Source organism: Natrinema saccharevitans (assembly GCF_001953745.1).
Taxonomy (GTDB): Archaea; Halobacteriota; Halobacteria; order Halobacteriales; family Natrialbaceae; genus Natrinema; species Natrinema saccharevitans.
Genome location: NZ_LWLN01000001.1, coordinates 1229219 through 1252026, shown reverse-complemented (window position 1 = coordinate 1252026; position 22808 = coordinate 1229219). Strand labels below are relative to the sequence as shown.

General features: G+C 65.0%; 28 protein-coding genes. 17 read left to right on the top strand and 11 right to left on the bottom strand.

Annotation, left to right across the window (positions count from 1 at the left end):
- Window positions 1-132: 132 nt before the first annotated feature.
- Entirely contained in the window at window positions 133-3183 is a 3051-nt protein-coding gene (locus A6E15_RS06345) for an MMPL family transporter (protein ID WP_076144825.1), read from the top strand.
- Complete coding sequence (locus tag A6E15_RS06340; protein WP_076144823.1) at window positions 3180-3932, top strand: TrmB family transcriptional regulator; 753 nt, start codon at window positions 3180-3182, stop codon at window positions 3930-3932. Before A6E15_RS06345 ends, A6E15_RS06340 begins: the two co-directional genes overlap by 4 nt.
- Before the next feature lie 9 nt (window positions 3933-3941).
- Here the strand turns inward: A6E15_RS06340 and A6E15_RS06335 are convergent, their stop codons facing one another.
- On the bottom strand, window positions 3942-5009 hold the full coding sequence (locus A6E15_RS06335; protein ID WP_076144821.1) for an mRNA surveillance protein pelota: 1068 nt from the start codon (window positions 5007-5009) through the stop codon (window positions 3942-3944).
- A gap of 193 nt (window positions 5010-5202) precedes the next feature.
- Here A6E15_RS06335 and A6E15_RS06330 point away from each other — a divergent pair, with 193 nt between their 5' ends.
- On the top strand, window positions 5203-5814 hold the full coding sequence (locus A6E15_RS06330) for a hypothetical protein (RefSeq protein WP_076144820.1): 612 nt from the start codon (window positions 5203-5205) through the stop codon (window positions 5812-5814).
- A 28-nt stretch (window positions 5815-5842) separates the two neighbouring features.
- On the opposite strand, the gene A6E15_RS06325 is transcribed toward A6E15_RS06330, so the two are convergent.
- The 3 genes from A6E15_RS06325 to A6E15_RS06315 form a co-directional block, all read right to left on the bottom strand.
- Window positions 5843-6028 (bottom strand): hypothetical protein, encoded by a 186-nt coding sequence (locus A6E15_RS06325; RefSeq protein WP_076144818.1) that lies wholly within the window; start codon window positions 6026-6028, stop codon window positions 5843-5845.
- 161 nt (window positions 6029-6189) lie between these two features.
- Complete coding sequence (locus A6E15_RS06320; RefSeq protein WP_076144816.1) at window positions 6190-6768, bottom strand: DsrE/DsrF/DrsH-like family protein; 579 nt, start codon at window positions 6766-6768, stop codon at window positions 6190-6192.
- 1 nt (window position 6769) lies between these two features.
- Window positions 6770-7015: a sulfurtransferase TusA family protein gene (locus A6E15_RS06315; RefSeq protein WP_076144815.1), complete on the bottom strand. Its 246-nt coding sequence runs from the start codon at window positions 7013-7015 to the stop codon at window positions 6770-6772.
- Between the two features lie 244 nt (window positions 7016-7259).
- On the opposite strand from A6E15_RS06315, the gene A6E15_RS06310 reads away from it, so the two are divergent.
- The 5 genes from A6E15_RS06310 to A6E15_RS06290 all read left to right on the top strand — a co-directional run bounded on the left by A6E15_RS06310 (window position 7260) and on the right by A6E15_RS06290 (window position 11419).
- On the top strand, window positions 7260-8453 hold the full coding sequence (locus A6E15_RS06310) for an MBL fold metallo-hydrolase (protein ID WP_076144813.1): 1194 nt from the start codon (window positions 7260-7262) through the stop codon (window positions 8451-8453).
- Between the two features lie 6 nt (window positions 8454-8459).
- The gene (locus tag A6E15_RS06305; protein WP_076144812.1) at window positions 8460-9017 is read left to right on the top strand and encodes a YeeE/YedE family protein; all 558 of its coding nucleotides are present in this window, start codon (window positions 8460-8462) and stop codon (window positions 9015-9017) included.
- A gap of 82 nt (window positions 9018-9099) precedes the next feature.
- Complete coding sequence (locus A6E15_RS06300; RefSeq protein ID WP_076144810.1) at window positions 9100-9561, top strand: YeeE/YedE family protein; 462 nt, start codon at window positions 9100-9102, stop codon at window positions 9559-9561.
- A 53-nt stretch (window positions 9562-9614) separates the two neighbouring features.
- Window positions 9615-10787 carry an inorganic phosphate transporter gene (locus A6E15_RS06295; RefSeq protein WP_076144808.1) on the top strand — a complete coding sequence of 391 codons (1173 nt, stop codon included), beginning with the start codon at window positions 9615-9617 and terminating at the stop codon, window positions 10785-10787.
- 161 nt (window positions 10788-10948) lie between these two features.
- A complete protein-coding gene (locus A6E15_RS06290; protein ID WP_076144807.1) occupies window positions 10949-11419 on the top strand; it encodes a cupin domain-containing protein in 471 nt (156 codons plus the stop codon).
- A gap of 346 nt (window positions 11420-11765) precedes the next feature.
- On the opposite strand, the gene A6E15_RS06285 is transcribed toward A6E15_RS06290, so the two are convergent.
- On the bottom strand, window positions 11766-12200 hold the full coding sequence (locus A6E15_RS06285; RefSeq protein ID WP_076144805.1) for a thioredoxin family protein: 435 nt from the start codon (window positions 12198-12200) through the stop codon (window positions 11766-11768).
- 348 nt (window positions 12201-12548) lie between these two features.
- Between A6E15_RS06285 and A6E15_RS06280 the strand changes: the two genes are divergently transcribed.
- From A6E15_RS06280 to A6E15_RS06265, 4 genes are read left to right on the top strand one after another with little or no spacing between them, the layout of a single operon-like run.
- Window positions 12549-12899, top strand: coding sequence for an SHOCT domain-containing protein (locus A6E15_RS06280; RefSeq protein ID WP_076144804.1), 351 nt, complete (start codon window positions 12549-12551; stop codon window positions 12897-12899).
- 4 nt (window positions 12900-12903) lie between these two features.
- Window positions 12904-13143, top strand: a complete 240-nt coding sequence (locus A6E15_RS06275) for a sulfurtransferase TusA family protein (RefSeq protein ID WP_076144802.1) — start codon at window positions 12904-12906, stop codon at window positions 13141-13143.
- Between the two features lies 1 nt (window position 13144).
- The gene (locus A6E15_RS06270) at window positions 13145-14287 is read left to right on the top strand and encodes an NAD(P)/FAD-dependent oxidoreductase (RefSeq protein ID WP_076144800.1); all 1143 of its coding nucleotides are present in this window, start codon (window positions 13145-13147) and stop codon (window positions 14285-14287) included.
- The gene (locus A6E15_RS06265) at window positions 14288-14911 is read left to right on the top strand and encodes a DUF1641 domain-containing protein (protein ID WP_076144798.1); all 624 of its coding nucleotides are present in this window, start codon (window positions 14288-14290) and stop codon (window positions 14909-14911) included.
- An 88-nt stretch (window positions 14912-14999) separates the two neighbouring features.
- Here the strand turns inward: A6E15_RS06265 and A6E15_RS06260 are convergent, their stop codons facing one another.
- Entirely contained in the window at window positions 15000-15845 is an 846-nt protein-coding gene (locus A6E15_RS06260; protein WP_076144796.1) for a universal stress protein, read from the bottom strand.
- 361 nt (window positions 15846-16206) lie between these two features.
- Between A6E15_RS06260 and A6E15_RS20820 the strand changes: the two genes are divergently transcribed.
- The 3 genes from A6E15_RS20820 (at window position 16207) to A6E15_RS06250 (ending at window position 17903) form a co-directional block, all read left to right on the top strand.
- Window positions 16207-16353: a DUF7512 family protein gene (locus A6E15_RS20820; RefSeq protein WP_175607214.1), complete on the top strand. Its 147-nt coding sequence runs from the start codon at window positions 16207-16209 to the stop codon at window positions 16351-16353.
- The gene (locus tag A6E15_RS06255) at window positions 16353-17393 is read left to right on the top strand and encodes a sulfite exporter TauE/SafE family protein (RefSeq protein ID WP_076144794.1); all 1041 of its coding nucleotides are present in this window, start codon (window positions 16353-16355) and stop codon (window positions 17391-17393) included. Before A6E15_RS20820 ends, A6E15_RS06255 begins: the two co-directional genes overlap by 1 nt.
- A 102-nt stretch (window positions 17394-17495) precedes the next feature.
- Window positions 17496-17903, top strand: a complete 408-nt coding sequence (locus A6E15_RS06250) for a helix-turn-helix domain-containing protein (protein ID WP_076144792.1) — start codon at window positions 17496-17498, stop codon at window positions 17901-17903.
- 436 nt (window positions 17904-18339) lie between these two features.
- On the opposite strand, the gene A6E15_RS06245 is transcribed toward A6E15_RS06250, so the two are convergent.
- Window positions 18340-18711 (bottom strand): thioredoxin family protein, encoded by a 372-nt coding sequence (locus A6E15_RS06245; protein WP_076144790.1) that lies wholly within the window; start codon window positions 18709-18711, stop codon window positions 18340-18342.
- Between the two features lie 413 nt (window positions 18712-19124).
- Between A6E15_RS06245 and A6E15_RS06240 the strand changes: the two genes are divergently transcribed.
- Complete coding sequence (locus A6E15_RS06240; protein ID WP_076144788.1) at window positions 19125-20048, top strand: sulfite exporter TauE/SafE family protein; 924 nt, start codon at window positions 19125-19127, stop codon at window positions 20046-20048.
- A 13-nt stretch (window positions 20049-20061) separates the two neighbouring features.
- Here A6E15_RS06240 and A6E15_RS06235 read toward each other — a convergent pair whose 3' ends face one another.
- The 4 genes from A6E15_RS06235 to A6E15_RS06220 form a co-directional block, all read right to left on the bottom strand.
- On the bottom strand, window positions 20062-20325 hold the full coding sequence (locus A6E15_RS06235) for a DUF7521 family protein (protein WP_076144786.1): 264 nt from the start codon (window positions 20323-20325) through the stop codon (window positions 20062-20064).
- Complete coding sequence (locus A6E15_RS06230; protein ID WP_076144784.1) at window positions 20325-20687, bottom strand: helix-turn-helix domain-containing protein; 363 nt, start codon at window positions 20685-20687, stop codon at window positions 20325-20327. The genes A6E15_RS06235 and A6E15_RS06230 overlap by 1 nt, the downstream gene beginning before the upstream one ends.
- Window positions 20688-20944: 257 nt before the next feature.
- Window positions 20945-21421 carry a hypothetical protein gene (locus A6E15_RS06225; RefSeq protein ID WP_076144783.1) on the bottom strand — a complete coding sequence of 159 codons (477 nt, stop codon included), beginning with the start codon at window positions 21419-21421 and terminating at the stop codon, window positions 20945-20947.
- The gene (locus tag A6E15_RS06220; protein WP_076144781.1) at window positions 21418-21966 is read right to left on the bottom strand and encodes a hypothetical protein; all 549 of its coding nucleotides are present in this window, start codon (window positions 21964-21966) and stop codon (window positions 21418-21420) included. The genes A6E15_RS06225 and A6E15_RS06220 overlap by 4 nt, the downstream gene beginning before the upstream one ends.
- 108 nt (window positions 21967-22074) lie before the next feature.
- Here A6E15_RS06220 and A6E15_RS06215 point away from each other — a divergent pair, with 108 nt between their 5' ends.
- Window positions 22075-22800 (top strand): DsbA family protein, encoded by a 726-nt coding sequence (locus tag A6E15_RS06215; RefSeq protein ID WP_076144779.1) that lies wholly within the window; start codon window positions 22075-22077, stop codon window positions 22798-22800.
- Window positions 22801-22808: the final 8 nt, after the last annotated feature.

Sequence of the window (22808 nt, the reverse complement as noted above, 5' to 3'; positions counted from 1 at the left end):
AAGACAGACGGTCATCGACACCAATATTTCACTTCTAAGATAACGAAATAAATATAGGCAGCGGCATGTGTAGGATACTAACAACAGCATGGTATCCTCCGGAGCCGCGGACCGAGACGAGGTGTCGGTCGAATGAGCCTGGCCGATCGACTCAGCAACGCGATCACCACACACAGTCGCGTCGTCCTCGTCGTCCTCCTGCTCGCGACGGCGCTCGTCGGCGCGGGCATGCCGATGGTCGACGACGACTCCTCGCTCGATCAGTTCGAAGGCGAGTCCGACGAGGCGAAGGCCCTCGAACGCATCGACGAGAACTTCACCAGTGAGCAACGGGAAAACGCCACGACCGTCCAGTTGATCGTTCGGGGTAGCGAGGACGACAACGTTCTCGCGAAGGAGTCGCTGATCGACTCCCTGGAACTCCAACAGGAGATCCGTGAGGACGAGTCGATCAACGAGACGCTGGTCGAGAACCAGTCGATGACCGGCGTCGAGAACGTCATCGCGACGTCGGTGATCCGAAACGAACAGGCGGCCGAACTCAACGAGACGCGGTCGCGGCTCAGCGACGGGCTCAACACGACAGTCGGGATCCAGCGACAGTACGAGCAGCTGAACGAGTCGTACAACGAGTCCGATCCCGAGTACCAGCGACAGGCGGCCGACCTCGAGGCCCAGCTCAACGCGACCGTCGAGAACGCGACGGTCGGCCTCACAGAGACCCAGACCGCGCGGTACGAGGCTGCGGTCCGGGACGTCCGTGAGATCGAGTCACAGCAGTCCGCGATCCGCTCCCAGACGGAGACGCCCGAGGAAGACCCCGAGTACCAGCGACTCTCCGCGGAGCGCCAGGAAGCGTATCGGAACGGAACCGCCGGCGTCCTCGAGGCCGAGTACGCCGCCCTCCAGAGCAGCGAGCAACCGCCGCTCGAGGAACAGATCGAGGCCCTCGAGGGCCTCGACGACGAGGAGTACGAGCGGACCCTCGAGGAGACGCTGTCGGGCGAGGGTGACGACAACTTCGCGATCGGGTTCATGCCGACGTCGTACGAACCCGGCTCGACGGAGGCCGAAACCCGCATGACGGCGATCACGCAGTCGACCGCCGGCGACACCGCGGGCGGGATGGAAGGCGGCACGATCGACGACGCGGTCCTCGATGGCCAACTCGAGATCCGCGACATCGCGGAGACACACGAGCAGGACTATCTCGTCTTCGGTTCCGGCGTCATCACCGACGAGATCGACCGCTCGATGGGCGACAGCCTCGCCATCGTCGGCCCGCTCGCGTTGTTTTTCGTCGTCGTCGCCTTGCTCGTCGCCTACCGCGACCTGCTCGACATCGTCCTCGGGGTCGCCGGCATCGTCGCCGTCCTCGTCTGGACGTTCGGCTTCATGGGCTGGGCCGACATCGCGTTCAACCAGATGTTCGTCGCGGTCCCGGTGTTGCTGATCGGGCTCTCGATCGACTACGCGATCCACGTCTTCATGCGCCACCGGGAACAGCGGGAGACCGACGGCACCGAGGGAACCGTCCGCGGCTCGATGACGGTCGCGCTGGCCGGCGTCGGCGCCGCCCTCGTCTGGGTGACGGCCACGACCGTTATCGGGTTCCTCTCGAACCTCGTCAGTCCGATCGGCCCCATCCGCGAGTTCGGGATCGTCAGCTCCGTCGGTATCGTCGCCGCGTTGATCGTCTTCGGTGCGTTGATCCCCGCCGCCAAGGTCGAGATCGACGAGTTCCTCGAGTCCCGCGGCTTCGACCGCCGCAAGCGGGCCTTTGGGACCGGCGGCGGCCGTTTCAGTGAGGTGCTGACGGTCGGCTCGACCGCCGCCCGTCGGTTCCCACTTGCCGTCCTGCTGGTCGTCGCGTTGATCACCGCCGGCGGCGCCTACGGGGCGACGCAGGTCGACACCAGCTTCCAGCAGGAGGACTTCCTCGCCGACAGCCCGCCGGAGTGGACGCAGAACCTCCCCGGCGGGATGGCTCCCGGCGAGTACCACGCCAAGGACAACCTCGAGTACGTCAACGAACACTTCCAGCCCGAGAACAGTCAGGCACAGATTCTCGTCGAAGGTGACGTCGCCGACGACGAGTTCCTCAACGCGACCGCGCAGGCACAGGAGGAGGTCGCCGCGGAAGGCGGCGTCGCCTACACGCTCGCGACCGGCGACGCCGACGTACAGGGCCCGCTCTCGACGATGGAACAAGTCGCCGGCCAGAACGAGTCGTTCAACGAGTCGTTCACTGCGGCCGATACGGACGGCGACGGCGTCCCCGACGAGAACGTCTCGGCGCTGTACGACCAGCTGTTCGAGATCGACGAAGACGCCGCGAGTCAGGTCATCCACCGAACCGACGGCGGTGAAGGATCCGACGGATCCCGATCCACGGTGGACGACTCGTCCGCCGATGGCGAGTACGAGTCCGCACGGCTGATCGTCGGCGTTCAGGGCGGTGCCTCGAGCGCGGAGACGACCGACGAGATGCGGACCATCGCCGGCGACCTCGAGGACCGGGGCGACGGCGAGTTGAGCGCCATCGCGACCGGCGATCCGATCGTCAACTACATCGTCGAACAGGACCTGCTCGATACCGTCCTCGAGAGCCTGCTGATCACGCTCGTGGCGGTGTTCCTGTTCCTCACCGCCGCCTACTGGCTGGCCGGCAACAGCGCGTCGCTGGGGGCGATTACCCTGCTCCCGGTCGCGTTCTCCGTGGCCTGGATCCTCGGCACGATGTATCTCATCGGGATGCCGTTCAACGTCCTCACGGGGATGATCACGAGCCTCACCGTCGGGCTCGGGGTCGCCTACAGCATCCACATCAGCGAACGCTACCGGCTCGAACTCGAGCGCCAGGGCAACGTCTGGGCGGCGCTGCGGACGACCGTCACCGGCACCGGCGGCGCGTTGCTCGGCAGCGCGGCGACGACCGTCGGCGGGTTCGGGACGCTGGCGTTCGCGATCCTCCCCGCGCTCCAGCAGTTCGGGATCATCACCGGGCTGACGATCACGTACGCGTTCCTCGCGAGCGTCGTCGTCCTCCCGTCGCTGCTCGTGTTGTGGACGCGGTACTTCGGCCCGGACGTCTCGTTCGACACGGCCGGAGCCACCGGCCCCGCACCGACCGCCAGTGACGGCGGCGCACCGACCGACGCCGACGGAGGGACCGACGAGTGAGCAACGAGAACGCGGCCGTCGACGCCTTCGAAACGCTGGGGCTGACCAGCTACGAGGCCAAGGTCTTCATCGCCTTGCACCGACTGGGCGCGGGAACCGCCCGCGACGTCGCCGACGTCACCGACGTCCCCCGCTCGCAGGTCTACAGCGTCGCCGAGAGCTTGGAAGAGCGGGGTCTGCTCGAGGTCCAGCAGTCGAACCCGATCCGGTACCGGCCGGTGGGTGTCGACACCGCCCGGGAGACGCTCCGGACGCAGTTCGAACGCGAGCAGGATCGCGCCTTCGAGTACGTCGAAACGGTCAAGAACGAACCCTCGTGCGAGGAAACCCAGGAGGACATCTGGACGGTCCGTGGTCACGACCGCGTCACCGATCGGGCCGTCGATCTCATCTCGGCGGCCGAAGACCGGGTCCTCTTCGGGACGCGGCTCCCGGAACTGGTCACGGACTCGATCGAACGGACACTCGTCGACCGCGCAACGGCCGGCGTTACGGTCGTCGTCGTCAGCAGGACGCCCGGGGTCCACGAACGGGTCGCGGACCACGACGACATCGCGGTCGCCCAGCCGCCGGCCCATCGGACGGACGATCAACGCTCCGGGCGGATCGTTCTCGCCGACGACGACAGCATCCTGTTGAGCGTCCTCGGCGGGGAAAGCGGCGAAACCGCCATCTGGAGTTCGGGCTCGGTGTTCGCCTCGGTCCTGATCCAGTTGATCGAGGCCAGCGACGAGATGGCGATCGAGTGACGACCGCTCTCACTCGAGCCGATAACGGAGCAACGCGGCGATCCCGCCCAGATTCGACAGCTGCTGGCCGGGCGGGAACTCGCTCGAGAAGACCGTTACCTCGCCGCCTTTCTGTTCGGTCGTCCGGATGACCTCGTCGACGCTGATCGGCCACTCGCCGTCGGGACCGCGTTCTTTCTGCAAGCGGTCGTCGAGGACGAGCAGGTGTTCGATCGCACCGAACTCGGCGGCTTTGTCGACCTGTTCGGGGCCGTAGGCCGCCTTGGCACCGTCCGCGATGCGCCGCGTGAGTTCGTCGATGTACTCGGCCTCGCTCTCGATACGAGTCTCCTCCTGGACGTCCGCGACCGCCCCCCGTTTGAGGACCTCGTGGACGCCCCGGTCGCCGACGGCGGCCGTGTCGACCATCGTGACCGTCTCGGCGACCTCGGGCTCGTTTTGCTCGAGGTACTTGTAGGCGTCTTGCTTCGTGAAGCCGGGGCCGGCGAGGATGATCGCGTCGACGTCCTGCCGTTTGAGGACGTCACCGAGTTCTTCGAACAGCTCCGACCGGCCGCGGGCGTACTCGCCCTTGCCGGTCGTGCCGGTGATCGTCGCCCGCTCTTCCGTGCCGTACTGGGCGACCGTGTGGACGTGGGCCTGTCCCTCCTCGACGGTCGCGATAGCCACGTCGGGGTTCTCTGTGGCCTCTTCGGCCTCCTCGAGGCGAGCCTCTTGATCGGGTTTGAACCGCTTTTCGATCGAGAGTTCGTCGCGCGGTTCGACGTTGAGGGTGTGATGGAAGTGCAGCTGGTCCTCGCGCGAGCAGGCGACGATCTCGCCGCCGACTCGCAGCCGGTTGGCGAACTTGTGGAATTCGACGTCCTCAACGGCGATGGCGACCCACATGTGTTCGCGCTCGCCACCGGTATCGCGCATCTGGTCGTCGTTGCGCTGGATCCGCCGGGTCGTATCGCCCGCGACGCGGTCGCCGGGTTCCAAGACGTACTGCAGGTGCCAGAGGTCGTCGACGCTCTCGGGGACGACCGTGACCCGTTCGCGGCCGCCCTCGACCTGCTCCCGGTCTTTGATCTGCATGGCCGTTCGTTCGCGGGGTGGCGGTAAGTGGACTGCGATCGGTGCGCCCGTCGGGGTCTCGACCGGCCGACCTCGTCCCGGTCGCCGTCCGGTGAACGGACGACGTATCAGCGAGTGTTGAATTTCGCGTTAATTGTCCACAATTAACATAGTCAGGGGGCGACGCTATCCCCGGTGCGCACCCACGTCTAGTATGAACATGGGATACATGGCTCAGTTAGAAGACTTCGGAACGCGGTCGCTGGTGACCCACCTCATCATGGCGACGACGTTCGCGGGGGCGATCGTGTCGGGACTGTTCGTCGGCGGTCAGGTCGGACTCGTCTCGTTCGTCGCGTTCCTGAACTTCACCGCCGGCGTCTGGGTCGCACAGTCGATCCACTCGCTGGGGAACGCACGGACCGACGACTCCTACGAGGGGATCCTGTCGGTGTTAGCCGACACGACCGGCGAAAAGACCTACCGGGGCCTCGACACCGGCCGACTCGCCCGGCTCCTGACCCTGATCGCGGTCGTGACGGCCGTCTCGCTGCTGGTCTCCGGGGAAGTCCTCTCCGGAACCGTGGCCTCGATCGGTGCCGTCGCCATCGGCGTCGTCGCGCTCGTGACCGCGATGGTCGGGTTCCTGATCGCGATGAGTTCGGCGTACGACGCGTCCGAACGCGAACGGATGCGGACCGTCGAACGCGACTCGTCCGAACCCGGAGGTGCCGACCGGTCGACGGGCGAACTCGAGGACGGCTCCGACGTCAGGATCTCGATCCGGGAATCGCACGTGGACGAACCGGCCTCGGAGTACCGGTAGGCGCGGACGACACTGCCAGCGCGAGCCATCAGTCCCGAAACTCTTCGACTTTCCCCGCGGCCTTCTCGAGCCCGGACTCGAAGGTTTCCTCGATCTCCCCGACGGACCGTTCGACGTAGTGGACCCGCTCTTTGGGGACCCGGCGAACGACGTCGTTGCCGTCGTCGTCGGTCCCGTACGCGAACAGCCTCGTCGTCTCCTCGCAGGCGCTCACCCGTCGGTAAAAGCGGTGTTCGGCAGCGTCACACGTCCGATGATCCTCGAGACGAGCCGGCCCGCGCCGGTCGGCTAAACACGATCCGACGCGTCGATCGACGACCTCTTCGAGGACGTCGGGCGCGGCTTCGAAAACGTGGACTCGGTGTCGGTCATCGATCAGACGAGCAGCTGGATGTCGGATTCGGCCATGTGTTGCAACGCGGTGGCCGCACCCACACCCGTAGTGACGCCGTCGTAGAAGGCGTCCTCGTCGTAGTCCATCAGTTCGATGGTCATCTGGCAGGCCTGCAGGTCGACGCCGCTCTCCAGCGAGAGGTCGATCAACTCCTCGATGGTGGCGGTCCCGTTCTCGTCGATCTTCTTTTGCATCATCTTCGTGGCCATCGTGTCCATCCCGGGCAGCGCAGCGACGGCGTTCGGGACCGGCATGTTCGGGTTGCCGACGGCACTCAGCTTGAGGTCTTTCGACTTCTCCTCGTGGAGGATGTCGAGCCCCCAGAACGTGTGGAAGACGACGACGTCCCAGCCGAAGGCGGCCGCCGTACTCGCGAGGATCAGCGGCGGATACGCCATGTCGAAACTGCCCTGCGTGGCGACGATGGTCATCTTCTGCTGATCGTCACCAACCTCCGTCTCGAGCGCGGCGACTTTCTCCTCGAGTTCCGCGACCTGTGTCCGCAACTCCTCTTCGGTCATCGGCTCGCCGTCCGTCGCCGAAGGTGTGTCCGTACTCATCTTACGCCGTCTTCTGCACGTAGTGTTTGTAGACGTCGCCGTCCTCGACCTGCTCGAGGAGTTCGACGCCATCGGTCCCGGTCGCCCAGCCGTCGATGTCGCTCATACTGCCCGAGTCCGTCGCCACGACCTCGAGGACTTCGTCCTCGTCGAGGTCGTCGATGGCGGACTTGGTCTTGACGACTGGCATGGGACACGATGCACCTTTGACGTCGAGCGTCTCCGTGATGTCGAATTCGTCACTCATAGTTGGATACTCCGTATCTGTATTGGAGCTACTACACAATATTGGCTGCGAGGTTAAAAGGATATCGATTATTGTGGGATACGCAAACAACTGATACCGCATACAGGCGCGATACAACCTCTAGATTATGTTCGTGGCTGCTTGAGGGTGTTTCGACACATCTCTCCGATGCTATATTGTGCGAACAAGGAACTACTATGCAAATCCTTTTATGCGGCCAGCCAATACAGAGTGATGTACGACGATGAACCCAGAAGATTTCCCGACCCCTGACGCAGAAGTCGAAACGATCACGCCGGACACGCTGAAGAGCCGCATCGACGCGGGCGAAGACGTCACGCTCCTCGATGCGCGTATGGAATCGGACTACGACGAGTGGCACATCGACGGCGAGACCGTCGAGTCGATCAACGTCCCGTACTTCGAGTTCCTCGAGGACGAGATCGACGACGACGTCCTCGCACGGATTCCCGAGGACCGCGAGGTGACCGTCCTCTGTGCCAAGGGCGGTGCCAGCGAGTTCGTCGCGGGCACGCTCGCGGACCGCGGGTACGACGTCAACCACCTCGAGGACGGGATGAACGGCTGGGCGCGCATCTACGAGCGCGTCGAGGTCACCGACTACGACGGCTCGGGGACGCTCTACCAGTACCAGCGCCCCTCCTCGGGCTGTCTCGGGTACCTGCTCGTCGACGGCGGTGAGGCCGCTATCGTCGATCCGCTGCGTGCGTTTACCGATCGCTACCTCGCGGACGCCGAGGAGTTGGGCGTCGACCTGCAGTACGCGCTCGATACGCACATCCACGCCGACCACATCTCTGGCGTCCGCAACCTCGACGACGACGGGGTCGAGGGCGTCATCCCCGCAGCGGCGGTCGACCGCGGGGTCACCTACGCCGACGAACTGACCCAGGCCGAGGACGGCGACGAGTTCCAGGTCGGCGACGCCACCATCGAGACGATCGCGACGCCCGGCCACACGACCGGAATGACCTCCTACCTGCTCGATTCGAGCCTGCTCGCGACCGGCGACGGGCTGTTCATCGAGAGCGTCGCCCGCCCCGACCTCGAGGAGGGCGACGACGGGGCTCCCGACGCGGCCCGAACCCTCTACGAGTCGCTCCAGGAGCGGGTCCTCACCCTGCCCGACGAGACCCTGATCGGCGGCGCTCACTTCAGCGATTCCGCCGTCCCCGCCGACGACGGCACCTACACCGCGCCGATCGGCGACCTCGTCGAGGAGATGAACGCCCTGACGATGGACGAGGACGAGTTCGTCGAGCTGATCCTCTCGGACATGCCGCCTCGACCGGCCAACTACGAGTCCATCATCGCGACGAACCTCGGGCAGCAAGAGGCCGACGACGAGGAGGCGTTCGCACTCGAACTCGGCCCGAACAACTGCGCGGCGAGCCAGGAGTCGCTCGCCGGTGACTAACGCCACATGGTAGCTGATCCAATCGCGCTCCAACTGACCGCCGAGCTGTTCCCCAACGGGATCAGCCGCTACGCCGTCGGCGGACTGCTCGTCGGTCTCGGCGCAGTCGTGATCTACGTCGGGACCGGCATCCCGGCCGGGGCGAGTACGTTCCTCGAGTCGACGCTGTCGTACGTCTCGGGGCAGTCCCGGTTCCAGCAGTACGTCCCGTCGCGAGACTGGCGGGTCGTGTTCACGCTCGGTATCATCCTGGGCGCGCTCGCGTTCGCGGCGACGGTCCAGTCGGGCGTGATCACGACCTCGCTCTACGAGCCCGGGACGACCGGCGAACTGTACGAGGTCGGCGGCGTGACGCTCTGGTCGACCGACGTCCAGCCCTGGCGGCTGCTCGTCGGCGGCGTGTTCGTCGGGATCGGCACCCGGATCGGCAAGGGATGTACGTCGGGTCACGGCGTCTGTGGCGTCGGCTCGGCGTCGAAGACTTCGCTGGTCGGCGTGGCGACGTTCCTGACGGTCGCGATCGTGACCGCACAGACCGTCTCGGCACTGGGGGTGAGTCCGTAATGTGTGCGACGCAACGAGCGCGGCCACCCCGCGCGGCGACGACGGGAAAGATCCGGGCTACCCGACGGGGAGGTGACGGCCGATGAGCCGTGATCGCCATCCCCTGTTCATGCCGCTGATCCTCGTCGGCGGCCTGATCTTCGGGTTCGGCCTCGGGTTCAGTCAGATGGCGCGCCCGGAGGTCGTGTTGAACTTCCTGCAGTTCGAGGACTTCGGACTGCTGTTCGTGATGTTCGGCGCGGCGATCGTCTCGGGGATCGCGTTCGCCCTGATGCCCCGACTCCGCGATAGCGCGCCGTTGACCGGCGACCGGTACGAACGCCGGCTGAAGCCCTTCGACCGAAACGTCCTGATCGGCGGGGCGATCTTCGGCGTCGGTTGGGGCCTCTCGGGCATCTGTCCCGGTGCCGCCTACGCCAGCCTCGGCGTCGGCAACGTCTCCATCCTCTGGGCGCTCGCCGGCATGTTCGTCGGCGCATACCTCCAGGGGGTCTGGCGAAGCAAGCGCGCCGCGGCCGACGCGGCCCCAGCAGGTGCCGACTAACGCCGCTCACATCTCGTGTTTCGCAAACTAAACGGAAGGCAGTTTCCACACTAATGGAGCCAGGAACGATACTACTGTTCGTAGCCGCCGCTCTCGCGAGCCTCTTTATGGCCTGGGTGATCGGCGCCGGCTCGAGCGGCGCGACGCCCTTTGCACCGGCCGTCGGCGCGAACGCGATTTCGACGATGAAGGCCGCGTTTCTCGTCGGCATCCTCGGGTTCGCGGGCGCGGTGACTCAGGGCGCAAGCGTCTCCGAAGCCGTCGGGAGCGGCCTCGTCGAGGGGATCGCGCTCCCGGTCGGCGGCATCATCGTCGTCCTGCTGATCGGGGCCGGCCTGATGGCGATCGGCATCTACACGGGCTATCCGATCGCGACCGCGTTCACCGTGACCGGCTCGGTCATCGGCGTCGGCCTCGCGCTCGGCGGCGATCCGGCCTGGGAGAAGTACGTCGAAATCGGTGCCGTGTGGGTCCTCACGCCGTTCGTCGGCGGCGGCATCGCCTACGGCCTCGCCAGTATCCTCCCGCGACCCGACGTCCCGGAGGACGCCAGCGTCCCGCTCCTCGCCGGGATCGTCGGCACGGTCGTCGCGAACCTCGAGTTCTCGTTTCTCTCGTCGGTCGGAGGGACGCTCGCCACCGCCGGGGCCACGCTGGTTCCCGCTGACGGCCTCGCCACTACCACCGCGATCTCGCTCGGCTTCGGAGCGATCGCTGCGGCCGCCGTTCGCTGGGACATCGGTCGCGATCAGGTCGGCGGTCTGCGTCGGTTCCTGCTCGCGCTCGGTTCGCTCGTAGCGTTCTCGGCGGGCGCGAGTCAGGTCGGACTGGCGGTCGGCCCGTTGTTCCCGCTACTCGAGGAACTGCCGTCGGTGTCGCCGCTGGCGGTGCTGCTCGGCGGTGGACTCGGCATCCTCGTCGGCTCCTGGACGAGCGCACCCCGAATGATCAAGTCGATTTCGCAGGAGTACGCGTCGCTGGGGCCGCGCCGATCGATCTCGACGCTCGTCCCCTCGTTTCTCATCGCACAGACCGCGGTCCTGTTGGGCGTCCCGGTCTCGTTCAACGAGATCATCGTGAGCGCCATCGTCGGTAGCGGACTCGCGGTCACCGGTGGGGACGGTGTCAGCCCCCGAAAGCTAGGACTCACCGTCGCCGCGTGGGTCGGGTCGTTCGGACTCGCGTTCGGACTCGGCTACGGCTCGATGTTCCTGCTGGAACTCTGAGACCGCGGACGGACGCGGCCGGCACCCTCGAGTTGCCACCCGTTTCGATCGACCCCCGGTCGGCGTCGCGGTCGCCGCGCGTTCTCGAGTGGCCGGACAACGGGAGACCCCGTCCGAGCCGCAGTATACTTTTCAGCCTCGAGATTGCTATCCATGGTTGTATGCAGAAAATAGACCTCGACGACATGACGCCGGAATCGGAAGAGCAGAAGCGACGAAGCGTATCGGATCCGCTCGACGCCACGAATTTCTCGATGAACTACTACGCACTCGAGTCGGGCGAGGAGTTCGCGGGCAGCCTTCATACACATCTCGACCAAGAAGAGACGTTTGTCGTACTCGAGGGGGAGGCCACGTTCGAGACGAAACCGGAGCTGGCGGCGGATAGCGAAACCGTCACCGTCGGCGAAGGAGAGATGATCCGGTTCGATGCGGGGGAATACCAGCAGGGACGAAACGACTCGGACGAACCCCTCCGCGCGCTCGCCCTCGGCACGCCACAGGAGTCGACCGACATCCGAGTCGCAGTGCCGTGTCGGGACTGTGGTGAAAGCGAATACATGGAGTTCACGATGGTCGACGGGGAACCGGCGATGGAGTGCCCGGACTGTGGTACCGAACTCGAGGTGTAGTTGCGTCCGACGGCCGCCCACGGCTACGTCCGCGGGGATTACTCAGAGGGAGTCGAACCCACGTAACCGGCCGAATCAGTGTCGACTCCTCCCTCGCTTTGTGACCGTCTACACCGATGGCTATAGTAGCTCTTGAAAGTCAATGCACACCCGATCGCAGGACAGCGTTGTGATCGGTGTGTAAATCGTTTCAAGAGCTACTATAGTCGTGACTCGTGGATTTCGATCACCAGTGACTGAAAGGGCCTGCCGGGATTCGGTGGGCGACCCCGCGGAGTTGTGTACGGAGGATGGGATGTGTTTCGAACAGTCACTATCGACTGCCGTGGACGCTGCAGAGGCGGCGCTACGCGTGTTGCTCGATTAGCCCCTCGAGCGTTCCGCGGTCCTGAGCGCCGACCATGCGTTCGACCGGCTGGCCGTCGGCATAGAGGACGAGCGTCGGCACGCCGCGGGCGCCCAGTTGCTGGGCGATCCGCTGGTGTGCGTCGACGTCGACCTTCGCGACCGCGGCGTCGGTCTCGGCGGCCAGCGCTTCGATCGTCGGCTCCAGCATCTGACAGGGACCACACCAGTCGGCATAACAGTCCACGAGGACGACGTCGTACTCCTCGACGACCTCGTCGAGGTGACCCTGGCCCGTGATCGCGATCGGCTCGTCGGGCGCGTCGCCCGCCTTGGCGGGCGCGTCGAGGCTCTCGCCGTTCTCGAGGCGTTCCCGTAGCTCTCGTTTCTTCCGCTCGCGGATCCGTTGTCGTTCGTCGTCGATGGACTCGCTCATCGACTGACGGTATGGCCTCCACGATTATAATAATTTTGTGCACAAAGAGCAATATTATCCCGGTGGAACGGCCGGACTGTCTCGATGCGGACGACGTGGCTGATCGTTCGGTGTTCGCGACGGTCGTGCCGATGAGTTCGAACGGGACCGATAGTTCTTCGGCAGATCGACTTTTTTGGTGATAGTAGCCGCCTCTATCGCTCTACAGGGTCCGGACGGAGCGGCCTGGGGATCGATAAACCGGACGAGGATAGTCGTGGCATATATACCTACTGCCAATTCCTGAACAGGTGGCCTTTTCAATAGTGCCAATATCATACAATACCTTTCTCCGAGTGTGATCGAACGATGACCGACCCAGACGAGACGATCGGACGATACGCGAGCCGAGCGACGGTCCTCGGCACCGTCCTCCTCGTCGCCGTGACCGCGACGGCGTCCGCACAGCCCCACGGCGGTAGTGCCGGTGGATCGATGGGCGGCTGGGGAGCGGTCGGTGGCTGGCTGTTCCGCTGGCCGGTCCTGCTACTCGGGCTGCTCGCACTGCCGGTCGTCTGGACCGGCAGTCGACGCTCGGGAGACCGCGTCGATCGCGCCGAGGGACCCGACCGAGCGCTCGAGAAACTCCGCGAGCGCTACGCCCGCGGGGGACTCTCGACGGACGAGTTCGAACGACGACGACGCAACCTGCAATCGTAGACCAATGACTGACACAGACGATCCGGACGTGACGATCGACTCGAAGGACGCATCGTGTCCCGGCCCGCTGATGGCCCTCATCGGGAAGGTGAAGACACTCGACGCCGGCACCGTGGTCGAACTCCAGACGACTGCACGGAACTCCACGACGGACGTTCCGGAGTGGCTCGAGGAGGCCGGCCACGAGTTACTCGAGATCGAGGAGCGCGACGAGTACTGGAGCATCTACCTGGAGGTCAACTGAAATGCACCGAGTCGCTATCGTCGGCGGCGGAACGGGGGGAACGGTCCTCGCGAATCGACTCGCGGACGAGCTACGGTCCGAGATCGAGGCCGGCAAGGTCGAGGTCCGACTGATCACGGCCGATCCGAACCACGTCTACAAGCCGACGTTCCTGTACGTGCCCTTCGGGAAGAAGACGGTCGACGACGCGAAACGGCCGATCGAGGAACTTGTCGACCGCCGCGTCACCCTGACGATCGACGAAGTCGTCGACGTCGATACCGACCGGAATCGCCTGTCGCTGGCCGACAGGACGACGCGACTGCACTACGATCAGCTCGTGCTGGCGACCGGTGCGAACCTCGAGCCCGAGGCCGTGCCCGGGCTCGCCGAGGGCGGCCATCACTTCTACGGCCCCGACGGCGCCGAGCGGCTCCGGGACGAACTCGCCGACTTCACCGAGGGACACCTCGTCCTGAGCGTGGTCGGCGTCCCGCACATGTGTCCGGCGGCGCCCGTCGAGTTCCCGCTGATGGTCGACGACTGGCTCCGCGAGCGGGGCCGGCGCGAGGACGTCGAGATCACCTACACGTACCCGATCAACCGCGCCCACGGCCTCGAGTCGGTCGCCGACTGGGCGACCGACCTGTTCGAGGAACGTGACATCGCCGTCGAGACGTTCTTCAACGTCGACGAGGTCGACCCCGACGCGGAACTGATCCAGACGGTCGAAGGCGACGAACTCGAGTACGACCTGCTCGTGGCGATCCCGCCCCACCGGGGCAGCGACCTCGTGATCGACGCGGGGCTGGGCGAGGACGGCTGGGTCGACGTCGACAGGCACACGCTCGAGGCGACCGAGGCCGAGGACGTCTACGCGATCGGCGACGTCGCGGACGTTCCCACGAGCAAGGCCGGCAGCGTCGCTCACTACGAGGCGGGCGCCGTCGCCGATCGGATCGCCAGCCGCGCCCGCGGGGAGACGCCGACGGCGACTTACGACGGGAAGACGGTCTGCTTCCTCGAGGCCGGCATGGACGAGGCGACGTTCATCGAGTTCACCTACGGCGAGGAACCGTACGTCCGCGAGCCGTCGAAACCGATCCACTGGGCGAAGCTCGGCTACAACGAGTCCTACTGGCTCACCGCACGGGGGTTACTGTAGATGTCCGAACCCACGACCGAGACCGCCGACGCCGGGGACCCGACGCTCGAGGAACTCGTCGCCGAAAACCCGGACGAGGTCGCACGGTTCATCGAGCGCCTCGGAGTCGTCAACGAACTGCTCGATACGGCGGACCTCGCGACGGCCGCGATGGACGATCGCATGGTCCAGGAACTGTCCGGCACCGCGACGAACCTCGGTGCCGCGGCCGACGGGCTGGCGACCGACGAGGTCCCAGCCCTCGGCGAGGCGACCGGCGAGAACGCCGACGAGCTGGCCGACGCGATCGAGACGCTCGCCCGACTCCAGCGCTCGGGGACGCTCGACGATCTGCTGGCGATGACGGACCTGCTCGCGCTCGCGTCGTCGGCGATGGACGACGACATGGTCACGGACCTCGCGGCGACCGGGACACGCCTCGGTGAAGTGGCCGACACGGCGGCCGACGACGACGTGGCTCGGACGCTCGGGGACCTGCTCGAGGCCGTCGGCGAGGCCGGGTCCGAGCCGGCAGAGCCCGTCGGTCCGGTCGGCGTCGCGAAAGCGCTTCGCGACCCGGACGTCAAGGCCGGTGCGGGCTTTCTGCTCACACTCGCGAAAGCGCTGGGACGAACGACGAGATAACCGGTCACCTCGCCTCTCGCAGCGAGTTCGGGCCGTCCGCGTTCGCCGGGCGTGAGTCGTCGCTGTCGGCCCCGTATCGGATCGTCGGTCAGGCAGATCGGTTCGGCGGGATCAACATGACGTTCCCGTTCGCCCGTGCGACGATGTCTTCGGAGACGCTCCCGAGCAACAGTCGGCGGAGTCGGCTGTGCCCGCGCGAGCCGACGAGGGTCGTGGTCGGCTCGTACTCGGCCTCCGCGGCGAGGATCTCGTCGGCGGGATCGCCCCGTCGGACTACGGTCCGCGTCTCGATCCCCCAGTCCTCGAGTCGCGTCGCTAGCTCCGTCAGTCGCGCTTCGGGATCGTCGTCCTCCGGAATTCCCGGGTCCTTCGGCGTTTCGACGTGGACCAGCGTTGCCTCCCGCGTCGCGTGGTGGAGGTACGAGAACGCCTCGAAGGCCTGCTCGGCGTTCTCGGAGAAGTCCGTCGCGTACAGCAACCGCCGGAACAGGTGTTCGCGGACGACGTCCGGTTCGTCCGCCTCGCGTTCGATCCGGTTGACCAGCAGCGGGACGACCGTCGTGCGCGCGAGGTTGCGCGCGGTCGAACCGATGACGCGGTTCTCGAGCGGACTCTTCCCGCGCGAGCCGACGACCGTGAGACTGGCACCGACGGCCTCGGCGATGCCGTTGATTCGTCGGTACGGCGTCCCGCGGACGACGTGCGTTTCGACGTTGAAGTCCGAGTTTTCGATGACGCGGCGGTAGCGCTCGAGCGCCTGTTCGCGGCGTTTCTCGAAGTTCATCCCGGGCATGCCCGCGTGGACGTTCGACGGAATCACGGTCACGAGGTGGATCTCCTCGACGCCGATTCGGCCGAGACACTCGAGGCAGGTCTCGCTCTCGATCGTCGCCTCGCTGGCAGCGGAGAGGTCGGTCGCACAGATTGCTTTCATACTACTCGTAGGGCCGACGACACTATATTGTTACCGGCTATCAATACCAGCGTCGGCCACGCGGTCGCGGACGGGTGGACAGTGACTCGAACCCCGCAAGTGTCAACCGAGCAGACGCCGAGGGCGTGACCAGTGGAACCGCCCGTCATGATCGTTTTGACCGCGCGCGAACGTGCAGACGGGTCTTCGCCCGATCCGCATATTCTCGTAAGTTATTCGCATATCTTCGTAGGATAGCCGTGAGATAGATCGCAGTAATATTGTGCGCAATTCCCAAAAGCGTTATAGTCGTCCTCCGGGTAGACAGTACTGAGCAGAAACCCATGAGAAGTACACAACCGAACGGCGGTGGTCGGTCCCGATGATCGATCTCGCCACGTCTTCGTCAGCAGTACAGGCAGGCGCCCTCGTCGGTGCCGTCCTCCTCGAGGCGATCGTCCTCTACGTCGGGTACGGCGCCCTCGAGCGAGTCGCAACGCCGGTCGTTGAGCGGATCAAACACGCATAATGGAACCATTTGGAATCGCACTGACGACGCTCGCACTGTTCGTGAGCTTCGGCTTCATGGTCGGCGTGCTGTTCGGCTTCTTCGGAATGGGCGGCTCGTTCCTCGTCACGCCCGCGTTGCTCGTGATGGGGTATCCCGCCAGAGTCGCCGTCGGGAGCGGGATGGCTTTCGTCTTCGGGACGGCGGTCATCGCGACGCTCAAGCACCACGACCTAGGCCAGGTCGACTACAAACTCGGCGGATTGATGATCGTCGGAACCTCGGCCGGTATCGAGGTCGGGCGAATCGGAGTGTTCTACCTCGAGGATCTCGGCCTCGCCAGTGGTGTCATCGGTGTCACGTACGTCGTCCTGCTTGGCGCAATTGGCGTGTTCGTCACGCGTAACGCGCTCAAAAACGACGGCAGTGATAGTTCCGGTGGCGGACACCACGACGCAGCCGACGACGAGATCGATCCGGACGCGATCCCCGACATCGCGAAGAAGATCCAGTCCTACCGCGTCCCGCCGATGATGACGATCGCGGGCGGTATCCAGGTCTCGCTGTGGATGGTCCTGGGCGTCGCGTTCGCGACGGGGCTGCTGTCGGGCTTCCTGGGTGTCGGCGGCGGCTTCATCCGGATGCCCGCGATGTTCTACCTCATCGGGGTGCCCGTTCCCGTCGCGGTCGGGACCGACCTCTTCGAGATCGTGTTCTCGGGCGGGATCGGTTCGTTCCTCTACGGGATGGAAGGCGGCGTCGACCTCTCGATCGTCGCGCCGCTGCTCGCCGGGAGCGCGCTGGGCGCCAGGATCGGTTCGGCCGCGACCAGCATCGTCAACGAAGACGACATCAAGGTCTACTTCGGACTGATGCTCCTGGGTGGATCGATCGCCGTGGCGTTCCAGCAGGCCGGCGACTACTTCGCCGTCGAGATCTTCAACACGGTCGGCTTCGCCCTGATCCTGCTCTCGGCGTTCATGGTCAGCGGGGCCGTGATCTACAGCACTGTTACGGAGATGCGCGCACAGGCCCACGCGTCCGTACCGTCAGCGGACTAAGGACGCATTCCGCCGCTCGCGCGTCTCAGTCACAGTTCATCGAGATTGTACGATACTCACACAACCCTTATAGCGATGCGGTCCCTATCACCGGATAGTAACATGGCTAACTCGATGGCAGAGCAACTACAGCAGGACATGGTGTGTGAGGGGTTGCTGGAGTGTATCCACGGGCTCAAGCAACTCGACAAGGACTGCTTTCGCGTCCTCGTCGAGAGCGAGCGAGCGCTGACGATCGACGAGGTCGCCGACCGGGTCGACCGCGAGCGTTCGACCGCGTACCGATCGATCCAGCGCTTGCTCAAGAGCGGGTTCATCCAAAAAGAGCAGATCAACTACGATCAGGGCGGCTACTATCACGTCTACTACCCGACGGATCCGGCTCAGATCGCAAACGACATGCAGCGAAAGCTAAACGACTGGTACGCGAAGATGGGGCAACTCATCCAGGAGTTCGAGGACAAGTACGAACGCGCAGAGGCCGACACCGAGATCCCTGCCCAGAGCTAACCGTCTCCCGGTCGATATTCTAATAAAAGCCTCGGGCCACCGCGCCCGAGGCTGTTTACTTATATCTCACAGCAGTAGCACCGCGAAAGCCCGCGGCCGTAGCGTTGACATCCTCCCCGCCCTGAAGGGCGAGGCTTTCTCCTCGATTCCCCGAAGCAGCAATCGGACGCTCGATTCGACCCCGTCTCCAGTCCGGCCGCCGGCAGAGGACGCCCCTCGTGAAAAAACAAGGGGACGGGGAGCTTTCCGGTCGGGAGCACGACACTCGACGATCCCGGCGTCGATCCGTGGGGAGCCGACCGTTGCCCCGACCTCGCCGCCCGCCCGACTTTGCGAAATCTGCCGTCTCGCGACGAGTCGGCCGTCTCCGCGACCGCTCGAGTCGGGACCGAAGACGGCGACGGAAAAGCGAAGCGACCGGCCGAATGCGGCCGCGTTACTGCGCTGCGTGCGTCTCGAGCGCGTCGACGAGCGTGTCGGCCTGCTGGAAGCCGTCGTCGAAGCGAGCGACTTCTTCGCCGTTACGCAGGACGACGAGCGTCGGGACGCTCTGGACGCCGAATTCGGCGGTGAGATCCGGGACGTGACCGGCGTTGACGGTCGCGACGACTCCCGGCGCGCTGCGCGCGACCGCACCGAGTACCGGTTCCATGGACGCGCAGATACCACAGCCGGACGTGACGAACTCGAGCAAGACGAGGTCGTGTGTCGCGAGCAGTTCGTCGTAGTCGGTCCCGTCGGTCAACTGGACGGGGCTTCGGGTCGTGGGGTCGTCGCCGGTTGGCTCCGGGGACGTTGAGTCGGTCATCACTGACGTTAGGATCCGAACGTATTTCAGTGTTTTGCGGCAATCGTACAATACTGAATCCTCTTGCTATAGTAGCCGCTGAAACGATTTACACACTGATCGCAACGCTGTCGTGCGATCAGGTGTGCAATGACTTTCAGCGGCTACTATAGAGCGAGCCACTGATGGAAGGCGGTCGACGGTGACGCGCCGCCGTCGGCGGAGGAGGCAGTGAATATCTCCGCCATCTATGACGCGAGGATTTCCGGGAACCCCTCGTGAATGTCCTCGAGAAGGCCCGGTTCGAGACGGTCGTCGACTACCGGTGACTCGAGCGATGACGAATCTCGCCGTATCGCACAGTCGAATACGTCGGGCCCGATGATTGCCTACAAACGACGGTCCCGCGCCGTCTCCACCTACTTCGAACTAGCATGAGTGCCTCCGAATCCAGAGTCGACGTCGAACAGTTTCTCACCAACCTCCTCGAGTTCCGATACCGGGAAGTGACGATGGTCGGTGCGACGGTGGCCGTTCTCGTCGCCGCGATCGTCTTCTTCCCCGGATTCGAGAACGTCGGAGACGGCGTCCAGCCCGACCTCTCGGGCGGGTTGCTCGCCGGGATCGTCCTGATCGCGATCGTCGCCGGCGCCGTCAAGGGCATGACCGGGTTCGGCTACTCGCTCATCATGACGCCGATCGTCGCGTCGGTGATCGATCCGACCGTCGCCGTCGTCGTCCTGGCGATCCCGCCGTGGATGCTCAACATGTTCCAGATCGCCGAAACCGGGACGGGACGGGCGTTCGTTCGCGAGGAGTGGACGCTACTGGGACTCGCGATCGTGGGGACCATCGTCGGCGTTGCGGCGCTTGCGACGTTCAGCGTCGGCCCGATCGTCGCGTTCGTCATCGGCCTCGTCCTCTTCGGTTACGTGGCCTTTCAGGTCGTACAGAACTTCGTCACGATCGAAGAAGCCCACCACCCGTTCGCCCTCGGCGCCGCCGGGTTCTCCCAGGGCTTCCTGCTCGCGTTCGCGAATCTCGGGCCGCTTCTCCCGGCGTACTTCCACACCTTCGAACGCGACACCGAGCGATACATCGGCGGACTGTCGATGGTACTCGGGACGATCTTTACGATCCGTCTCGTCCAGATGGCGTTGTTCACCGATCTCCTGACGACCTACCGGCTCTGGCTCGGTTCGGTGATCGCAGTGGTCACCATCGTCGGGTTGTTGCTGGGCACGTACCTCCGTCGCTTCGAGTTCGACGAACGAACGTTCAACTGGTTCGTCGTCGGACTCCTGTTTGTCATCTCGCTCAACATCTTCCGGAACACCGTGCCGGCGCTGTTCTTCTAGATTCGGGGCAACGTCACTTCGTCAGTGAGACGAGAACGAGTATCATCCCGCTCGAGACGATGACCGCCTGCACGAGGGCGGCGGACGCGATCGTCGTCCCGAACGAGTGATAGATAAGTCCCTCACAGATCGCCCCGGCACCGATGAAGACGAATCCGCCGGAGACATACAGCATCGGCGTCCGTCCGCTCCGACGATACCCGTGAAACGCCAGATACGCGACGACGAGACTCAAAACGAGCGTGATCAGTTTGGCGAGGAGAAACGACGCGTCCATCAATCCTCACCCCGGATCCCGCGCCAGAGGTCCGTGAAGTTGTCGGCGAGTTCGTCGCGCGTCTCCATCGTCAGCGAGAGTTGGCCGTCGGTGACGTCGACGTGGAGTTCCTCGAGCGTGGTTTCGAACTCGCTTCGGTGAGAGCCGTCCGAGTCGACGGTGCTGCATTCCTCGATGAGGTCGTATTCCTGCAGTGTCGCCACACGGCGGTAAACCGTCGTCAGCGAGGCGTCACACTCCTCGCTGAGCGTCTTCGCGGTCTTCGGGCCGTCCCGATCGGCGGCGAGGAGTATCTTCCGTGCGTACTCGTCCGCGAGGAGCTGGAAGATCGCCGCCGAGTCCGAGGAACCTCCGGGTTGCACACGAGAGACCCTCTCGTTCAGCGGCAAATAGGCCACGATTCGCTGACCCGGCAAATCACCACAATCGTCTTGTATCGCCCCCTCGACCGGCGTCGGTGAGATGCCGCCGATAGCGACTCGTCGGGCGAGGCAGGCCGAGTGTTTCGAGCCGTGACTCCGAGGCGGGTTCCCATTGTCTTCGAGCGACGGGTCGGACGCTCCGTGACGAGTTAGTCCACGAGGACCGCGGACGGCTCGAACGCGGTTCCCGAAACCGATCAGACGGCACAGGTCGGACACGTCCGGCTGTGGCGGACGTAGATCAGCCCGACCAGCAGTACCACCGAGAGGGCCCCGAAAACCGGTCGTAGCGGATCGACGTACGTCATGGCCGCGGAGGAACCGAACAATGCGAGCAAAACGACGTTACAGATCGGACAGCTGACTGCCAGAAACCCGCCGACGAGCCCGCCAAGCGCCAGGCGATCTTCGCCGCTCGTGTCGTCGCCCTCGAGTCCGGGTTCGACTCTCTCGGTCGCCAGCCGCTGTGCGGTGTACGCGCCGGCGAGCAGTGCGGTCGACGTCAGGAACAGGTAGTCGACGGGCGTCCGCGGGACCATCCGAACGTAGAGCGGGTTCGGGAGCAAGCCGGTGACGAGACCGAACAGCAGGAACACGCCGATTCCAGCGGCCGCTCCGTACACCATCGCCCGTCGATCCGAGAGGATCGGCCGGAGGAATTCTCTACCCGTCATTTCGACCCCTCGGTCGCGATGGCACACCGTTCGGGATGGCCCGTCCGTCCGAGGAAGAACAGCAACAACAGGAGCCCGCCGACGCGAAGCACCGCGCCGTCGTACGGGAGTGCCGCGAGGCCCCCCGCGAACCCGAGAAAGCCGAGGAGACCGGCACCACAGCTCGCACATCCGGAGGCGAGGAGTCCGGGAACGATTCCGGAGAGGTCGGCGAGACTCGAGACGCCGACGCGTCGCAGTTGCGTGACGGCGTTGACGACGGCGATCCCCGACAGGAGTGCATAGAGGACGATGGTTCCGAGTCCGGTCCAGCCGTCGGTGCGGTACACCGTCTCCGTGAGCGAGACGACGACGTACTCGAACCAGTGGAGGCCGTCGCCGAGCATCTGAAGCGAGAACTCGGGCATCGTACTCAGGATCAGGAGAACGTAGGTGGCGGCCGTGACGGCGACGACGCCGATCGTCCTCCGCCACGTCTCGAACGGGTACGAAACCGCTGCGACGAGGTTCGTCAGGTACTCCCGGCCCGCGGCGCGTGTAGTCATCCGATCGAATCGACGGGGGACGACCTGAAATCACCAACTCCGATTTGCTGACCCAGCAAATCGGCGGTTCCGTTACCATCCCGGATCAGAAACGGTCACGAGAATCCGATGTCGATCGATCAGCCATCCCGTCGCGCCGTTCTCGCCGGCTCCGTCGTGACACTCGGCGCCGGTGGCGCCTACTATCTCACGCGATCCGACGACACCGCACAGCACCTCTCCCCGTCGTTTCACTCGAGCGACGAGACGTCCGCGTTCGGCGTCGATCTCGGCGGAAAGCCGATCATGGGCTCGCGGGCAGCACCGCTCGAGATCTACTACTGGACCGACTTCCAGTGCCCGTTCTGCGAGCGGTTCGAGCGGGAGACCCTCCCCGATCTCGTTCGGGAGTACGTCGAACCGGGCGACGTTCGCATCGTCTTCGTCTCGGTGCCCTATTTCGGTGCGGACTCGATGACCGCCGCGGTCGCCGGCAAGTGCGTCTGGGAGCGGGTCCGCGACGACGATCCCGGCGCGTACTGGGACTGGCACACGGCGGTGTTCGACGAACAGGGCGAGAAGAACTCGGGGTGGGCGTCGACGGACAACCTCCTCGAGTACACCCGTTCCGTCGACGCCGTCGACGCGGACGCCCTCGAGTCGTGTCTCGAGGACCGACGGTCGGAGTTCGAAGCAGAGGTCGAAGCAGATGCGGAACAGGCGACCGAGTTCGGTATCTCTGCCACGCCCTCGTTCGTCGTCTTCGATCCGGAGTCCGAGGCCGCGGGATCGCTCACCGGTGCCCAGCCGCCGGAACGGTTCGACGACGCGATCGAACGGGTCAGGGACGCGTAGCACCGACC

Excerpts from the sequence above, each read along its gene's own strand:
- A6E15_RS06310 (WP_076144813.1), top strand. The coding sequence starts at position 7,260 with ATGAACCCAGAAGATTTCCCGACCCCTGACGCAGAAGTCGAAACGATC.
- A6E15_RS06260 (WP_076144796.1), bottom strand. The coding sequence starts at position 15,845 with ATGAAAGCAATCTGTGCGACCGACCTCTCCGCTGCCAGCGAGGCGACG.
- A6E15_RS06250 (WP_076144792.1), top strand. The coding sequence starts at position 17,496 with ATGGCTAACTCGATGGCAGAGCAACTACAGCAGGACATGGTGTGTGAG.
- A6E15_RS06255 (WP_076144794.1), top strand. The coding sequence starts at position 16,353 with ATGGAACCATTTGGAATCGCACTGACGACGCTCGCACTGTTCGTGAGC.
- A6E15_RS06345 (WP_076144825.1), top strand. The coding sequence starts at position 133 with ATGAGCCTGGCCGATCGACTCAGCAACGCGATCACCACACACAGTCGC.
- A6E15_RS20820 (WP_175607214.1), top strand. The coding sequence starts at position 16,207 with ATGATCGATCTCGCCACGTCTTCGTCAGCAGTACAGGCAGGCGCCCTC.
- A6E15_RS06235 (WP_076144786.1), bottom strand. The coding sequence starts at position 20,325 with ATGGACGCGTCGTTTCTCCTCGCCAAACTGATCACGCTCGTTTTGAGT.
- A6E15_RS06330 (WP_076144820.1), top strand. The coding sequence starts at position 5,203 with ATGAACATGGGATACATGGCTCAGTTAGAAGACTTCGGAACGCGGTCG.
- A6E15_RS06215 (WP_076144779.1), top strand. The coding sequence starts at position 22,075 with ATGTCGATCGATCAGCCATCCCGTCGCGCCGTTCTCGCCGGCTCCGTC.
- A6E15_RS06245 (WP_076144790.1), bottom strand. The coding sequence starts at position 18,711 with ATGACCGACTCAACGTCCCCGGAGCCAACCGGCGACGACCCCACGACC.
- A6E15_RS06280 (WP_076144804.1), top strand. The coding sequence starts at position 12,549 with ATGACCGACCCAGACGAGACGATCGGACGATACGCGAGCCGAGCGACG.
- A6E15_RS06300 (WP_076144810.1), top strand. The coding sequence starts at position 9,100 with ATGAGCCGTGATCGCCATCCCCTGTTCATGCCGCTGATCCTCGTCGGC.
- A6E15_RS06275 (WP_076144802.1), top strand. The coding sequence starts at position 12,904 with ATGACTGACACAGACGATCCGGACGTGACGATCGACTCGAAGGACGCA.
- A6E15_RS06265 (WP_076144798.1), top strand. The coding sequence starts at position 14,288 with ATGTCCGAACCCACGACCGAGACCGCCGACGCCGGGGACCCGACGCTC.
- A6E15_RS06240 (WP_076144788.1), top strand. The coding sequence starts at position 19,125 with ATGAGTGCCTCCGAATCCAGAGTCGACGTCGAACAGTTTCTCACCAAC.
- A6E15_RS06335 (WP_076144821.1), bottom strand. The coding sequence starts at position 5,009 with ATGCAGATCAAAGACCGGGAGCAGGTCGAGGGCGGCCGCGAACGGGTC.
- A6E15_RS06285 (WP_076144805.1), bottom strand. The coding sequence starts at position 12,200 with ATGAGCGAGTCCATCGACGACGAACGACAACGGATCCGCGAGCGGAAG.
- A6E15_RS06315 (WP_076144815.1), bottom strand. The coding sequence starts at position 7,015 with ATGAGTGACGAATTCGACATCACGGAGACGCTCGACGTCAAAGGTGCA.
- A6E15_RS06295 (WP_076144808.1), top strand. The coding sequence starts at position 9,615 with ATGGAGCCAGGAACGATACTACTGTTCGTAGCCGCCGCTCTCGCGAGC.
- A6E15_RS06220 (WP_076144781.1), bottom strand. The coding sequence starts at position 21,966 with ATGACTACACGCGCCGCGGGCCGGGAGTACCTGACGAACCTCGTCGCA.
- A6E15_RS06270 (WP_076144800.1), top strand. The coding sequence starts at position 13,145 with ATGCACCGAGTCGCTATCGTCGGCGGCGGAACGGGGGGAACGGTCCTC.
- A6E15_RS06320 (WP_076144816.1), bottom strand. The coding sequence starts at position 6,768 with ATGAGTACGGACACACCTTCGGCGACGGACGGCGAGCCGATGACCGAA.
- A6E15_RS06290 (WP_076144807.1), top strand. The coding sequence starts at position 10,949 with ATGCAGAAAATAGACCTCGACGACATGACGCCGGAATCGGAAGAGCAG.
- A6E15_RS06305 (WP_076144812.1), top strand. The coding sequence starts at position 8,460 with ATGGTAGCTGATCCAATCGCGCTCCAACTGACCGCCGAGCTGTTCCCC.
- A6E15_RS06225 (WP_076144783.1), bottom strand. The coding sequence starts at position 21,421 with ATGACGGGTAGAGAATTCCTCCGGCCGATCCTCTCGGATCGACGGGCG.